The following is a 14,980-nucleotide window of genomic DNA, read 5'->3' on the forward strand; positions in this document are numbered from 1 at the left end:
GAGTGAGGAGTGAGGAGTGAGGAGTGAGGAACAGGGCCTTGCAAAGGTTCTGGTGATCATACCGGCCTACAATGAGGCCGGCAATATCGGTCGGGTGGTCGCTGCCATCCGCAGGGTGGTGCCGGAGTGCGACATCCTGGTGGTGAACGACGGCTCCCGTGACGACACCGCCGCCGCTGCTGCCGGCGCCGGGGCGATCGTGCTCTCCCACGCCTTCAACATGGGGTACGGAGTGACCATCCAGACCGGGTATAAATTCGCCCATTGCCATGGCTATCCGTACGTGGTCCAGATCGATGCCGACGGTCAGCACGATCCGGCCTTCATCCCCCGCCTCCTGGCACCGGTGATGACCGGTGACACCGACTTTGCCCTTGGCTCCCGTTTTCTGGAGGAGGAGAGCTACCGTCCCTCCTTTTCCCGACGGCTGGGAATCCTCTTCTTCCGGAAGCTGGTGACCCACCTGATCGGCCGGAGCGTCACCGACCCCACCTCCGGTTACCAGGCGTTCAACCGGGAGGTGCTCCGGTTCTTCACCACCGACGTCTTTCCCTGCGACTATCCTGACGCCGATATGCTGATCACCCTCAACCTGGCCGGGTTCCGCATCCGCGAGGTGCCGGTCCGGATGTATGCCAACCCCACCGGCAAGACCATGCACAGCGGCACCAAGCCGCTCTACTACATGTTCAAGATGTGCCTGTCCATCTTCGTTACCCTGCTGCGCAACCGTAAGTTCTTCAGGAGGACGTGATGCCGTTCAAGCAACAGGTCTTTGCCCTGCTGGTGAGTCTCCTGGTCTTTGTGTTCACCATCGAAATGGTGCGCCAGAAGCGGCTCCGTGAGGAGTACTCGGTCCTCTGGCTCTTCACCAGCTGCATCATGTTCGTCCTGGTGATCAAGTACGACTGGCTGGTCACTCTTACCAATCTCATCGGTGCCGCCCTGCCCACCTCGACCCTCTTTACCGGCTCCATCGTGTTCCTGGTCCTCCTTGGGGTCCAGTTTTCCATAAAGATTTCCCGCCTCTCCGACCAGGTAAAGGATCTGGTGCAGGAGAACGCGATCCTGCGTCACCAGTTCGAGAAGATTGTGAAGACCCGGGGCACCGATCTTGACGCTAAACCCTGAGCACTGAGCCAGATATCCCAAGGAGTATTCCGTGGACTTAAGCATAGTCGTTCCGATCTACAACGAAGAAGAGAATATTTCGCTCCTCCATGGGCGGGTGACGGCTGCCCTGGCGGAAAGTGGCCTGACGTACGAGCTGATCCTGGTGGACGATGGCTCGGTCGACCGTTCCTTTCTCCTCCTCCAGGAGATCGCACGGGAAGACCGGCGGGTGAAGGTGATCCGCTTCCGCCGCAATTTCGGCCAGACCGCAGCCATGGCCGCCGGGTTCACTGCTGCGGCCGGGCGGGTCATCGTGCCGATGGACGGCGACCTGCAGAACGATCCGGCCGACATTCCCCGGCTGCTGGCCAGGATCGACGAGGGGTACGACGTGGTGTCGGGCTGGCGCAAGGAGCGCAAGGATACCTTCGTCAACCGGAAACTCCCCTCCATGATCGCCAATGCCCTCATCTCCCGCCTGACCGGTGTCCATCTCCACGACTACGGCTGTACCCTCAAGGCCTATCGCCGGGAGGTGCTGGAGGGGATCAACCTCTATGGCGAGATGCACCGCTTCGTGCCGGCACTCGCTTCCCAGGTGGGGGCCAAGGTGGCGGAACTGCCGGTCAGGCACCATCCCCGCCTCTACGGCACCAGCAAGTATGGCATCTCCCGGACCGTCCGCGTGGTCCTGGACCTGATGACCGTCAAGTTCCTCCTCCAGTACTCCACCAAGCCGATCCAGCTCTTTGGCAAATGGGGGATCTACACCCTGCTGGCCGGCTTCCTCTCCGGCGGCGCGACCATCTACATGAAGCTCTTCGAGCAGATGAGCATGAACCGTAACCCGCTCCTGATCCTGACCGCCTTTCTCCTCTTCATGGGGGTGCAGTTCATCGTCCTGGGACTGCTGGGAGAACTGAACGCCCGGACCTACTACGAGGCCCAGGGAAAGCCGATCTACGTGATTCGCGAGAAACTGAACATTGACTGACGTCCCGCTGAAGATCCTGATGCTGGCACCAACCCCGTATTTCGCCGATCGGGGGTGTCACGTCCGCATCTATGAAGAGGCGCGGACCTTGACGGCCCAGGGGCACCGGGTGCGGATCGTCACCTACCACCTGGGCCGGGACATGGGGGAGATCCCCACCGACCGGATAGTCTCCATCCCCTGGTACCGGAAGCTGGCCGCCGGTCCCTCCTGGCACAAACCGTACCTGGATATCCTCCTCTTTTTCAAGGCGCTCGCCGTGGGGCGCCGCTTCAGGCCCGACCTGATCCATGCCCACCTCCACGAAGGGGCGTTTCTCGGCATCTTCCTGAAACGGCTCATCGGCGTGCCGCTCCTGTTCGACTGCCAGGGGAGCCTGACCGGCGAGATCATCGACCACGGCTTTGTCAGGAAGGGGTCGCTGCTCGCCCGGCTGTTCGGCCTCCTGGAGCGGTTCATCAACCGCCGTGCCGACGTCATCCTGACCAGCTCCGGCCCCGGTGCCAGGGAGCTGGTGGAGACCTGGGGGGTAGCGGCCGGAAAGGTGCTCCCCCTCACTGATGGGGTCAATACTGACGAGTTCCATCCCATGGACCGGGCCGAGGCCCGCCGTAGGCTACAACTTCCCCCTGATCGGCCGGTGGTGGCTTTCCTGGGGGTGATGAACCGCTACCAGGGGGTCAACCTGCTCCTGGAGGTGGTGAAGATCATGCAGGAAAGGGGAGTGCCGGTCCATTTCCTGCTCATGGGGTTTCCCGACGAGCGGTACCGGCAGCTGGCCAAGGAGATGGGGATCGCCGGTTTGATCACCTTCACCGGCCGGATCGACTACCGGGAGGCGCCCTTCTTCCTTTCGGCCTCCGATGTGGCTCTGTCGCCGAAGATATCCCTCACCGAGGCCAACGGCAAGTTGTTCAACTACCTGGCGTGCGGCCTGCCGACCCTGGTGTTTGACACCCCCATCAACCGGGAGATACTGGGGGATGCCGCGCTCTATGCCCGCTACCCGGAGCCGGTGGACTTCGCCGATAAGCTGGAAAAGCTCCTTGCTGACCCGGTCCTTCGCGAAGACTTGGCCGTCCGGGGGCGGGAGCGGGCAATTGCCGAGCACTCCTGGCAGTCGCGGGGCGCACGGCTGATAGCGGTGTACCGGCGCATGCTGGAGCGGTGAAAACGTGACCGTTCATCCTGTGAACATTTTTCTTGCCTCTTTTACGCTTCTCCATTAGTGTTCATGTTATGAACGATAATGCTGAAAAGTCCCTCGAATCCTACCGTTCCTTTCTTCTTCTCTCGGAGATCGCCGGAGAGGAGCCCCTCTCCCAGCGGGAGATATCCCGTCGCCTCGGTATTGCCGTCGGTCTGGTGAACTCCTATCTGAAGAATCTGGTGGCCAAGGGGTATGTGCGGGTGAAGAACTTCCCCAGCAACCGGTACGCCTATTTGCTGACCCCGCAGGGGCTGGCGGAGAAGAGCCGGCTCGCTTACCAGCATCTGACCTACTTCACGAACCTCTATACCGTGGCCCGCCAGGATTACCTGGCGCTGTTCCGGCGTCTTGAGGCTGCCGGGGTGCGGGAGGTGGTCTTCTGCGGGGTAGACGAAGTGGCGGAGATCGCCTACCTGTCGCTCAGGGAGACCGGCATCAAGTTGGTGGCAGTACTGGATGACGAAAGGGCTGGGGCCGAGTTTTTCACGCATCGGGTTGTATCCCCCGCTGCCTGGTACAAGGGAACTTCCGCAACGGTCGTGCTCACCTCGATGAAACGCCGCGAACAGCTGGAGGCTGTCGTGACCCGGCTCGGTATCGCGAAGGAAGATATTTTTCGGCCAGGGAGCCTGGCCGCCCAGGAGGAACCATGAAAGTCGTTATTCTGGCGGGTGGACTGGGGACGCGGCTGAGCGAAGAAACGGTCATACGCCCCAAGCCGATGGTGGAGATCGGCGGCAAGCCGATCCTCTGGCACATCATGAAGATCTACTCCCACCATGGCTTCAACGAGTTCGTTATCTGCCTCGGCTTCAAGGGGTACATGATCAAGGAGTATTTCTCCAACTATTTCCTGCACATGAGCGACGTCACCTTCGACCTGGCCAACAACGCCATGGAGGTCCACCAGCAGTATGCGGAGCCGTGGAAGGTCACCCTGGTGGACACCGGTGCGGAGTCGATGACCGGCGGCCGGGTGAAGCGGGTCGCCCCTTACCTGGGGAACGAGACCTTCATGCTCACCTACGGCGACGGAGTGGCCGACGTGGATATCAAGGCGTTGGTCGCTTTCCACCGAGCGCATGGCAAACAGGCCACCGTCACCTCCACCCAGCCGTCCGGCCGTTTTGGCGCCCTGAACATGGCCGATGGCGGCCTGGTGAACTCTTTTCAGGAAAAACCGGCCGGTGACGGCTCCTGGATCAACGGTGGTTTCTTTGTCCTGGAGCCGGCAGTGTTCGACCGGATCGCTGGCGATGCCACGGTCTTCGAAAAGGAGCCGCTGGAAGGGCTGGCCCGGGATGGGGAACTGGTCGCGCGCAAGCACCACGGCTTCTGGCAGCCGATGGACACCCTGCGCGACAAGCATCAGCTGGAGGAGCTCTGGAACAGCGGGAAAGCGCCGTGGAAGCTCTGGTGAAGAACCAGCGCCTGGAGATTGGGGAATGGTAACTTCAGAATTTTGGAAAGATAGGCGGGTATTTCTCACCGGTCATACGGGGTTCAAAGGTTCGTGGCTCTGCCTCTGGCTGAACAGCATGGGGGCGCAGGTGACCGGCTACGCCCTGGAGCCGCCGACCTCGCCCAGCCTCTTCCAACTGGCGCAGGTTGGCGAACTGGTCCATTCGGTCATCGCCGATGTGCGGGACTTGGAGCGGCTGCAGCGGGAAATGGTCGCCGCCGCACCCGAGATCGTCATCCATATGGCGGCCCAGCCGCTGGTGCGGGATTCCTACAGAATTCCGGTGGAGACCTATGCGACCAATGTGATGGGGACGGTCCACCTGCTGGAGGCGGTGCGGAGCATTTCCACTGTGCGGGCGGTGGTCAATGTCACCACCGACAAGGTCTACGAGAACCGGGAGTGGATCTGGGGGTACCGGGAGAACGAGCCGTTCGGGGGGTATGACCCGTACTCCAACAGCAAGGCCTGCTCGGAGCTGGTGACCGCCGCCTACCGGTCGTCCTATTTCAATCCGCGGGATTATGATCACCACGAGGTAGCGGTCGCCTCGGCTAGGGCCGGCAATGTCATCGGCGGCGGCGATTGGGCGACCGACCGGCTTGTTCCCGACATCATCCAGGCAATCACGGCGGGGAGGCCGGTGCTGATCCGCAATCCCCATGCCATTCGCCCCTGGCAGCATGTGCTGGAGCCCCTCTCCGGCTATCTGCTCCTGGCCCGAAGGCTATGGGAAGAGGGGAGCCGGTATGCGTCCGGCTGGAACTTCGGTCCGGACGACGATGATGCCCGGCCGGTGGGATGGCTGGTGGAGCGGCTCTGTCGGAGTTGGGGAGAAGGGGCCACCTTCGAGTTGGACCGGGGGGAACATCCCCACGAGGCCCATTACCTGAAGCTCGACTGCTCCAAGGCCAAGGTGGAGCTGGGGTGGCATCCCCGCTGGGGGCTTGAGCGAGCTCTCGACAGCATCGTCGAGTGGACGCGGCTCTTGTGTGCCGGTGGGGACGTGCGGCAGGAGTGCCTGCGGCAGATTGAAGAATATCGTACATGCGAGGTGGCTCTGTGAACTGCAGATTCTGTGGCAAAGATGATATTTATCGGTTTCTTGACCTGGGGACCATGGCGCTGGCCAACAGTTTTCTCACTGCCAAGGAGCTTGCGGCGGGCAACGAGCCGAAGTATCCACTGGATGTCTATTTCTGCGAACAGTGCGGGTTGGTCCAGATCGGACATGTAGTCCCCCCGGATGCCCTGTTCAAGGAGTATATCTATTTTTCCTCCACCTCCGACCTGGTGCACCGGCATGCAGCCTACCTTGCTCGGAGCTTTCAGCAGCGGTTCGGCCTGACCGGCAGTTCGCGGGTGGTGGAGATCGCGAGCAACGACGGTACGGTCCTCTCCTATTTCCAAAAGACCGGGGTGAAAGTGTTGGGGGTCGAGCCGGCGGCGAATATCGCCAAGGTGGCCAGTGCTGCCGGTATCGAGACCTGCAATGATTTCTTCCATGCCGATACCGCTGCTGCCCTTCTTTCCCGGTACGGCGCTGCCGATGTCATACTGGCACGTCACGTCTTTGCCCACGTGCCGGAGATCCACAGCTTTGTCAAAGGGCTGAAGGCGCTCCTGGCACCAACCGGCGCGGTTGCCATCGAGGCCCCCTATCTGATCGACTTCGTGGAAAAGAACGAGTTCGATACGGTATACCACGAGCACTATTCGTACCTGTCGGTCCGGGCGATGGCGTACCTATTCGACCTGCACGGCATGGAGCTTTTCGATGCGGAACGGGTGGCGATTCACGGCGGGTCGATCATCTATTTCATCGGACACAAAGGGGGGCATGCCGTGAGTGAAACGGTCCCGCAGCTGATCCGGACGGAACGCGACAAGGGGCTGGACAGGCCGGAGACCTATGCGGCCTTTGCGACCCGGACCGAGCAGGTGCGGGATGATATCCTCTCCCTGCTCCGTACCCTGAAGGGGGAGGGGAAGCGGATCGCCGCCTACGGGGCACCGGCCAAGGGGAACACCTTTCTGAACTATTGCGGGATCACGACCGACCTGGTGGAGTACACGGTGGACAAGAGCCCGTACAAGCAGGGGTATTTCACGCCGGGGATGCACCTGCCGGTCCATCACCCGGACCGACTGGCCGAGGATATGCCCGATTACGTGCTGCTGCTGGCCTGGAACTTCGCCGATGAGATCATCGATCAGCAACAAGCCTACCTGGCAAAGGGGGGGAGGTTCATCCAGGCGATCCCGGAGGTGCGGATTCTGTGATCTTCAGAGAGACACCCCTTGCCGGGTCATTTCTGATCTCCCCGGAGCGCCGGGAGGACGAGCGCGGTTATTTTGCCCGCACCTTCTGCGTGGAGGAGTTCGCCGCCCGCAGCCTCCCCACGGAGGTGCAGCAGTGCAATGTCTCCTTCAACCGTCTGCAGGGAACGGTGCGGGGGATGCACTTTCAAAAGGCGCCGAAGGCGGAGGCGAAGCTGGTGCGCTGCACACGGGGGGCGATCTTCGATATCATGGTCGATCTCCGTCCCGAATCGACGACCTTTTGCCAGTGGTACGGCGCCGAGTTGACGGTCGGGAACGGGGACGCCCTGTTCATTCCCGAAGGATTTGCCCACGGATTTCAGACCTTGGAGGATGGCACGGAGGTCTTCTATCAGATGTTCGCCTTATATTCACCGGAATATGCCGCCGGGGTCTGCTGGGACGATCCGGCGTTCGGTATCAGCTGGCCGCTGCCAGTGTCGGTTGTCGCCCCCAAGGATTGTTCTTATCCGGCGTACAGGAAGGTGGGCGTGTGAAAGTCCTCTTGATCGGCAAAACCGGTCAGCTCGGGGGGGACCTGATCAGGAACAATCCCGGTCATGAGCTCTTCGCCCCCGACCGGAACGTTCTCGATCTGGAGCGGCCCGAGAGTTTGGCTGCCGCAGTTCGGGAGGGTTGTCCGGATCTGGTCATCAATACTGCGGCTTTCCATAATGTGCCCCTCTGCGAGAGTGAGGTGGAGCGGGCGTTTCGCGTCAACTGCGCAGCGGTGCGGGATCTGGCGGCGCTGTGTCGGGAGAGGGGTGCTCTCTTCGTCACCTTCAGCAGCGATTACGTTTTCGGTGGCGACAAGCGGACCCCGTATCTGGAGGACGACCGTCCCCATCCTTTGCAGATGTATGGGATTTCGCGGGTAGCCGGCGAATTTGCCGCCCTGGCAACGGCGCCGAAACAGGCGGTGATCATCCGGACCTGCGGACTCTATGGACGAAGCGGTGCGCAGTCGAAGGGTGGGAACTTCGTTGACAAGCGGATCGAGGATGCGAAAAACTGTCCGACCTTGGAGATGGGATGCGATCAGGTGGTTTCGCCGACCTCGACCGACGACCTGAGCCGGGCCGTATGGCAGCTGGTGGAGCATCCTGGCGTAAGCTCCGGCATCTATCATCTGGTCAACGAGGGGGAGTGCAGCTGGTACGAGTTCACGCGGGCGATCTACGAGATTGCCGGGCTCCCGGTCGAGGTGGTTCCGGTGGACCGGGGCGGGATGAGCGGCGAGATGCGGCGGCCGCTCTACTCGGCGCTGGCCAATGCCAGGGCGCGGGAGTTGGGGATCAGGTTGCCACACTGGCGGGATGGTTTGGAGAGGTATCTGAGAGGGGAAAATGGGAATTAGCGCCCGTAGAATATCAAAGACCATTCAGCGACTGATAGCACAGCGCTGGCGCTGGAAATACAGTTCAATGGAGTATTGCCCCTCTTGTAATGGCAAGAGCGTATTAGTGTTTTCGTCAGAAATAAAAACAGAACTCACAAAAATAGTATCACCTTGGAAATTAAGTGACAGTTTCAAACAAGCATTACTGGAAAGAGAGAATTATATTTGCCTTTACTGTTTTGCTAATTTCAGGATTAGAGCTCATGCTGATTCGGCATTACGGTTGTTAAATATGTCTAAGACCAGTGACTTGATAAAAAGACTAAAATTTGATGATGACTTCAGGTTTTATGAAACAGCAGCTTATAATCTATTTAGAATGGATGATATTAAGAAAATTAATAACTATCAAGTGTCAGAGTATTTTGATAACTCGCCTTTCGGTAGTCGTGTAAATGGTGTCAGGAACGAAAACCTTGAAGGCCTCACTTTTCCTGATAACAGTTTTGACGTATTGATTAACAGTGATGTTCTTGAACATGTCGGCGACCTGAACAAGGCCTTGTCAGAGATCCGAAGGGTCTTGAAACCCGGTGGTTTCCATGTCTTCACCATTCCGGTTGATTTTGAACTGCCGAAGACCATCGAAAGGGCATCTGTCGTGGACGGTAAGGTGGAACACCTTCTGGAACCGGTCATGCACGGTGACACGGTCCGTGGAGACGGCATTCTGACGTTCAGGGATTTCGGGTCGGATGTGCTGGACTACATGAGCCGCGATGGCTTCCGGTGCAAGGAGCATAAATATTTCAAAAACGGGTGCTTTATCACTTCGGTATACTACGCACAAAAACAATGCTGATTAGTAAGAGATTGACATTCCGTGCAGTTGCCGAGATGGCCGGTCTCGTGATCGGTGCCTTGAGCGTGATCTATATCAGCCGCGTTGTCGGCCCGGAATACCTCGGTTTCAGTGCCACAACCAGTGCCGCATTGCTCCTGGTGTCGCGGCTCGCCGACGGTGGGCTGACTTCCCTGGCTTCGCAGCGGCTGGCGCGGGATGATGAAAAACTGGACGCGCTTCTGGCAGTTACCATTCTTCCGAAAATTGCCGCATCGGCAATCTTGATTATGGCGACCTTGCTGGTTACCTATCTGCTGCCTCTCGACCCGCGACTCAAGTACTTTATAGCGGTATCTGTCTTCCTCGTCTTTTTCGAAGCCTGTACGCCGGCATGGGTATTTGTGGCAATGGGAAGAATAAACGCGGCCTCGGCCATTCGGATCGGCCAGAGCTTTCTGTACGCCGCCTCACTACTCATTTTCATACACAAACCGGAAGACTGGAGGTATCTGCCGTTCCTGACCCTGTTCAATTCATTCATCAACCTGGCCATGGCAACGGCATTCCTGTGGCATTTCAAGCTCTATTCCTTTGACAGGGCTTTGTTCAAGCATCAATACGTCAGGAAAGTGAAGGCGTTCTATCGGGAGGCGGGGCATTTTCTCAAAGCTGAATTGTCGGTGTATGTGTACACGACATCAGACAGGCTCATCCTGTATTATTTTACCAATGCCCACACGGTGGGCATCTATGAAGCCGCTTACAAGGTCATCAATCCATTCTATTCGATAAATTCGGTCATAACGCCCACCATGTTCAGGGAGCTGGCGCAGTCGTTCAAACAGGGAAAGCTCTATCCGGTGATGGCCAAATACGTTTTCACCATGTCGATATTTACCATACCGCTCGGCTTCTTTCTGTTGTTCTTCTCAAGGGATGTGGTCTCCCTCTTGTACGGAACAAAATTTCTGGGAAGTGTTGATCCGTTGAGGATTCTCGGGTTTGTCATCACGTTCGGATTCACCAGCGGCATAATTGTACAGCCCTTTGCTGTCTGGAATATGTCAAGGGAGTATGGGACCTCCATTTTTTGGGGGAATGTGCTGAATACCATCCTCAATTTTTCCCTCATCCCGTTCTTTGGCGCGGTTGGCGCCGCGTTGGCTACGCTGGCGGCAAAAGTTATCGTGACGGTAGTGGGCTACAATTATTTCAAAAAGGCTGTCGATTACCCGATAGTCAAAGATTTTTACTATTTCTTCTCAGCATCGATAATTCCAACAGTAATTGTGGCGACGTTAGCCTCGTTTGCTTTAAATAGATATGTTTTGATGATAACCTATGGGATTATATATTCGATAATAGTTGCCTTTGCGTATTATAAGTACTTCAGATTTAATCAAAGACCAACAGCTGGTTAGTTGTAAGACAAAGGGCAAGGTTGACGTAATGCAACCCAAAATCAGTATTTGCATACCCACCTACAATTACGCGCATTTTATTGCTGATGCCATAGACTCGGTACTATCCCAGACAGTTAACGATTATGAGTTGCTCGTTATTGACAATTGTTCAACGGACAACACCGAAGAGGTTGTCCTTGGTTATCTTCAGGAAGGGCGCAATGTAAAATATATTCGCAATGAGAAAAATCTGGGGCTCGTCTGCAACCTGAATCGATGTATCGAGTTGGCCTCCGGTACCTATATAAAAATACTTTGTTCAGATGATCTTCTGGAGGCGACCTGCCTGGAGAAAATGGTCCAGGTACTGGAGGCGAATCCGAAGGTATCACTTATTGCATCTGCAAGACAATTGGTCGACAGGTCGTTGAATAATCTTGGGCAGTTGGCTTATTCGGACCGGGCTGAACTTCTCCCTGGTATAGGCGCCATCAGGAAATGCTTCTTTGTCGGTAACTTGATCGGTGAACCCACCGCGGTTTTGTTCCGCAAAAAGGATGCGATCGCTGGGTTTGATCCCAAATACCGACAGCTCGTTGACCTGGAAATGTGGTTTCGACTGCTTGAGCAGGGCGATTTCGCCTTTATACCGGAAGCGCTTTGTCTGATCAGGCAGCACGAAGAGCAGGGTACCAAGACGAATATTAAAGGGTTTATTTATGTTGATGATCAGTTCAGATTATTCGATGATTATGCTGATAAAAGCTATATGGGGCTCTCATACTTTCAGAAATTGGAAGCAAGATTCGATATAGCGCAAGCTCTTTGGAAGCTTGATATGGATGTATCTTTGAAAAAAGCAAAAACAACAGAATATCATGGCTTATGTCTCTATTATATGTTGAATATCTTCAAGAAAATAAAACAATTATTGTTTGGAAAAAAGAAATTTTGAATCAATGATGGTTATAAGTGTAATAAGATGAATAATAATAGACCCAAAGTTAGTGTTTGTATTCCATCATATAATTATGCTGATTATATTTCATATGCCATTGAATCTGTAATTTCACAGACTTATGAAAATATAGAGTTGATTATAATTGATGATTGTTCTTTGGATAATACTGATGAGGTTGTTAGTAAATATCTTTCTATAGACAAACGGATAGCATATTACAAAAATGAAAAAAATGTAGGAATGGTGGCAAATTGGAATCTCTGCTTGCAAAAAACGAGTGGAGAATACGTAAAAATACTTTGTGCCGATGACCTTCTGGAACCCGATTGTATCGAAAAATGTGTTAAGGTCTTTGCGGACAATCCAACCGTGACGGTAGTAGCTTCTGCACGACTCCTGATCGATAAGGACTCAAATCCAATAGGTTCGCTTGCTTTTTCTGGTAAATATGAGCTGATTCCAGGTCCAAGGGTGATCAGAAAGTGTTTTTTTGCGGGCAATGTAATAGGAGAGCCGACGGCCATTCTGTTCAGGAAAAGAGATTGCAAGAGGTTGTTTAATGCCAACTACAAGCAGCTGACTGACCTTGAGATGTGGTTCTATCTTCTGGAACAGGGCGATTTCGCCTTTCTTCCGGAAAAATTATGTAAATTCAGGAGGCATGGGGAACAGACAACCCTGAGAAACGTTTCCTCTCTGACCTTCATAGACGATGAAATTTTATTGCATGACGATTACATAAACAAAAGCTACATCGGTAAGACCTTTATAAATGAACAAAAGTGGAAATTTCAGTTAACCTACAATATTTGGTATCATAAGAATTACGGTCTGGATAAAAAAACAATAAATGCAAAAATTGCCGAGTATTATCCCCTGTATTTGTTCTATTTCCTGTTATTTATCAGAATTAACATCAATAGGATTAACTACGTAAATTCTCTGGTTAAGAAGGCTGTGCGCGGACAGGCCAAGCTTTTATAGAGGAGAACGTATAAGCCATGATTGCAGGCGTAGTTATCCTCTACAACCCGGAAGATGAAGTCATCGAGAACATTCGATGTTGTGCGGATCAGGTCGAGACCCTTTTCGTCATTGACAATTCCGCCAGCATAAACATTGACCTGATCGAGCGCATAAAGAAAATAGAGCAGGTGCGCTATCTATGGAATGAGAGGAACCTGGGTCTGGCCACGGCCTTGAACATGGGGGCAGCAAAGGCCATTGAGCACGGCAGTGACTATCTGCTGACCATGGACCAGGACAGCAGGCCGGCCCCGGACATGGTGGCCCGGATGCTGGACTGTCTGGAGACCTACGACGCGGCAACGGTCGGGATCGTCTCTCCGTGCCACATGATCAGGAACATGCCTTGCCAGGGGGGGGGGGGATGCCGCGAGGTGCTGGTCGCCATGACCTCCGGGAACCTGCTGAACTTGGAACTCTACCAGAGGGTGGGGCCGTTCATGGACGAGCTCTTCATCGACTACATCGACCACGAATACTGCCTGAGGCTCCGCCGGCAGGGTTTCAGGGTGGTAGAGGCGCCGGCGGCCATCCTGGAGCACGGCCTCGGCCATACGGTGACCAGGGATTTCGGCATCAAGCGGTTCTCCGTCACCAATCACTCCCCGTTCAGAAGGTATTTCATGACCAGGAACCGGTTCTCTGTCATGGACAGGTACAGGGAGGAGTTTCCGGAGTATTGCCGGCAGCAGCAGCGGGCCTTTTTCGACGAACTGGCCGGCATCCTCTTCTTCGAGCGACAGAAGTTGAAAAAGTTTCGCATGGTCCTTAAAGGGTATTTGGACTATAAAAGGGGCGTGATGGGCGGGGGGATCGCCTCCTGACCCGGGATGGCGTGCAGGGGATGGCAAAGAGAGTTGACGAGACCACGGTCGGGATATTGATACCAACCTACAACCGGCGGGAGTTCCTGGAACAGGCCCTTGCCAGCGCTCTCGGGCAATCGTACGCTAATCTCGCCGTCATCGTCATCGACAACGGCTCGACCGATGGGACGACCGACTACATGGCCTCCGTGATCGACCCGCGGGTGCGGTACGTGGTCAACGACCGCAATCTCGGCCTCATCGGCAGCATCAACCGGGGGATCGGCCTGATGCCCCGGGAGGTGACCTGGTGCACGGTCCTCTGCGATGACGACCTTCTTGACAGGGAGTTCGTCCGGTCGATGCTTGCAACGGTAACGGCTTTGGCCACCAGGTGTATTGTCCATTCGCACCGGATTTTTGTCGATGAACAAGGCCGACGGATCGGGGCCGCCAGCATGGCTCCCGCGGAGGAAACGGCCTTCGATTATTTACAGATGCGCGCCCTGTCCAAAAGGGAAACGTACCTGACCGGCGTTTTGTTCCAGCGTGCGGCATTCGTCGAAATCGGAAGCTATCCTGCATTTACGACCGGCCTTCTGAGCGACGATGCGCTGATCTTTGCCCTTGCCCTGCGGGATCGGCTCGTGTTCAGCAAAGATGCTGCGTCGTTCATCAGGATACATAGCGGCGCCGAAAGCCTGACCGCGTCTGATGCGGCGAGGAAACTCGATACTATCGCCGAATTCGAAGCCTACTGCAGGGAGAAGGCTGCGGGACAGAAAGCGGATTCCCTGGACGGCTCTTTGCGAGGCTATGTGCGGGCCATGAATTCCTTCTGGTGGCTGGCTGGAGTGCATGGCTTTTTTGACTCTGACGACACGGGGGAGAAACTTGCCCCGTTCATCGCCAGGGTCGTCGCGAACCGCGACCGGTTTTCGCCGCGAGTCCGGCTGGCGGTTGCAGGTGCCCGCGTTTTTGGGGTGTGCCCGGAGCGATTTGCCTGGTATAGAGCACTGTGGGCTGCGGTGAAACGGCTGGTAGTTTCTCTAAAAAAACAGAATCGTAGGTTGGGTTAGCGCCAGCGTAACCCAACAAATACCGCTGATTCGTTGGGTTACGGCGATACAACCGCCTAACCCAACCTACGCTAGTTCAAGAGTTACAAGGTACTAGTACCTATTAACATTTAAAAGTTCGGATAAAGCCTCTTCAGCTTGATCCGGGCATCAGTTGTTGTAAATTGCCAGTCAATCTTATTGGTACAGTTATTTCGGTCTTTTTCCCATGCAGTCACTTCGGCCTGCATTGTTGCCATATCAGGGATCCGGCGATCAAGGCACTGCCCCTTAAGCACGCTGAGTTCAATCTCGGCCATATTCAGCCAACTGCCGTGCTTGGGCGTGTAATGTATATCAAGTCGTTCAGCCAGTCTTCTGGCTTCTTGAGGTTCAAACGTTTCGTAGAGAGAGGCAATGCTGTGGGTATTCAGGTTATCCA

At 55.6% G+C, this 14,980-nt stretch carries 17 protein-coding genes; 16 read left to right on the plus strand and 1 reads right to left on the minus strand.

The features are described from left to right. The first annotated feature begins 16 nt into the window (after positions 1-16). From JN12_RS05200 to JN12_RS05275, 16 genes are all read left to right on the plus strand, one after another. Positions 17-754, plus strand: a complete 738-nt coding sequence (locus tag JN12_RS05200; protein WP_145019189.1) for a glycosyltransferase family 2 protein — start codon at positions 17-19, stop codon at positions 752-754. Continuing rightward, on the plus strand, positions 754-1,131 hold the full coding sequence (locus tag JN12_RS05205) for a DUF2304 domain-containing protein (protein WP_145019192.1): 378 nt from the start codon (positions 754-756) through the stop codon (positions 1,129-1,131). Before JN12_RS05200 ends, JN12_RS05205 begins: the two co-directional genes overlap by 1 nt. Positions 1,132-1,162: 31 nt before the next feature. After that, the gene (locus JN12_RS05210; protein WP_145019195.1) at positions 1,163-2,107 is read left to right on the plus strand and encodes a glycosyltransferase family 2 protein; all 945 of its coding nucleotides are present in this window, start codon (positions 1,163-1,165) and stop codon (positions 2,105-2,107) included. Then, positions 2,100-3,278, plus strand: coding sequence for a glycosyltransferase family 4 protein (locus tag JN12_RS05215; RefSeq protein WP_246125755.1), 1,179 nt, complete (start codon positions 2,100-2,102; stop codon positions 3,276-3,278). The genes JN12_RS05210 and JN12_RS05215 overlap by 8 nt, the downstream gene beginning before the upstream one ends. A 68-nt stretch (positions 3,279-3,346) precedes the next feature. After that, positions 3,347-3,970, plus strand: coding sequence for a winged helix-turn-helix transcriptional regulator (locus JN12_RS05220; protein WP_145019198.1), 624 nt, complete (start codon positions 3,347-3,349; stop codon positions 3,968-3,970). Then, a complete protein-coding gene (gene rfbF / locus JN12_RS05225; protein ID WP_145019201.1) occupies positions 3,967-4,737 on the plus strand; it encodes a glucose-1-phosphate cytidylyltransferase in 771 nt (256 codons plus the stop codon). Before JN12_RS05220 ends, rfbF begins: the two co-directional genes overlap by 4 nt. Positions 4,738-4,762: 25 nt before the next feature. After that, on the plus strand, positions 4,763-5,845 hold the full coding sequence (gene rfbG, locus JN12_RS05230; protein WP_145019204.1) for a CDP-glucose 4,6-dehydratase: 1,083 nt from the start codon (positions 4,763-4,765) through the stop codon (positions 5,843-5,845). After that, positions 5,842-7,062, plus strand: coding sequence for a class I SAM-dependent methyltransferase (locus JN12_RS05235; protein ID WP_170241849.1), 1,221 nt, complete (start codon positions 5,842-5,844; stop codon positions 7,060-7,062). Before rfbG ends, JN12_RS05235 begins: the two co-directional genes overlap by 4 nt. Beyond that, complete coding sequence (gene rfbC / locus JN12_RS05240) at positions 7,059-7,598, plus strand: dTDP-4-dehydrorhamnose 3,5-epimerase (protein WP_145019210.1); 540 nt, start codon at positions 7,059-7,061, stop codon at positions 7,596-7,598. The genes JN12_RS05235 and rfbC overlap by 4 nt, the downstream gene beginning before the upstream one ends. Beyond that, positions 7,595-8,458 carry a dTDP-4-dehydrorhamnose reductase gene (rfbD, locus tag JN12_RS05245; RefSeq protein WP_170241850.1) on the plus strand — a complete coding sequence of 288 codons (864 nt, stop codon included), beginning with the start codon at positions 7,595-7,597 and terminating at the stop codon, positions 8,456-8,458. Before rfbC ends, rfbD begins: the two co-directional genes overlap by 4 nt. Continuing rightward, positions 8,448-9,302, plus strand: a complete 855-nt coding sequence (locus tag JN12_RS05250; RefSeq protein WP_145019215.1) for a class I SAM-dependent methyltransferase — start codon at positions 8,448-8,450, stop codon at positions 9,300-9,302. Before rfbD ends, JN12_RS05250 begins: the two co-directional genes overlap by 11 nt. Beyond that, positions 9,296-10,705 carry an oligosaccharide flippase family protein gene (locus tag JN12_RS05255; RefSeq protein ID WP_145019218.1) on the plus strand — a complete coding sequence of 470 codons (1,410 nt, stop codon included), beginning with the start codon at positions 9,296-9,298 and terminating at the stop codon, positions 10,703-10,705. The genes JN12_RS05250 and JN12_RS05255 overlap by 7 nt, the downstream gene beginning before the upstream one ends. A 28-nt stretch (positions 10,706-10,733) precedes the next feature. After that, the gene (locus JN12_RS05260) at positions 10,734-11,642 is read left to right on the plus strand and encodes a glycosyltransferase family 2 protein (RefSeq protein ID WP_145019221.1); all 909 of its coding nucleotides are present in this window, start codon (positions 10,734-10,736) and stop codon (positions 11,640-11,642) included. A gap of 27 nt (positions 11,643-11,669) precedes the next feature. Continuing rightward, on the plus strand, positions 11,670-12,632 hold the full coding sequence (locus JN12_RS05265; RefSeq protein ID WP_145019224.1) for a glycosyltransferase family 2 protein: 963 nt from the start codon (positions 11,670-11,672) through the stop codon (positions 12,630-12,632). 17 nt (positions 12,633-12,649) lie between these two features. Then, positions 12,650-13,498 (plus strand): glycosyltransferase family 2 protein, encoded by an 849-nt coding sequence (locus JN12_RS05270; RefSeq protein ID WP_145019227.1) that lies wholly within the window; start codon positions 12,650-12,652, stop codon positions 13,496-13,498. A 20-nt stretch (positions 13,499-13,518) separates the two neighbouring features. Beyond that, positions 13,519-14,559 carry a glycosyltransferase family 2 protein gene (locus JN12_RS05275; protein WP_145019230.1) on the plus strand — a complete coding sequence of 347 codons (1,041 nt, stop codon included), beginning with the start codon at positions 13,519-13,521 and terminating at the stop codon, positions 14,557-14,559. 110 nt (positions 14,560-14,669) lie between these two features. Here the strand turns inward: JN12_RS05275 and JN12_RS05280 are convergent. After that, positions 14,670-14,980: transposase (locus JN12_RS05280; RefSeq protein WP_211360489.1), on the minus strand; the 311-nt coding region annotated here is incomplete at its 5' end.

This window comes from Geobacter argillaceus (assembly GCF_007830735.1).
GTDB lineage: Bacteria > Desulfobacterota > Desulfuromonadia > Geobacterales > DSM-12255 > Geomobilibacter > Geomobilibacter argillaceus.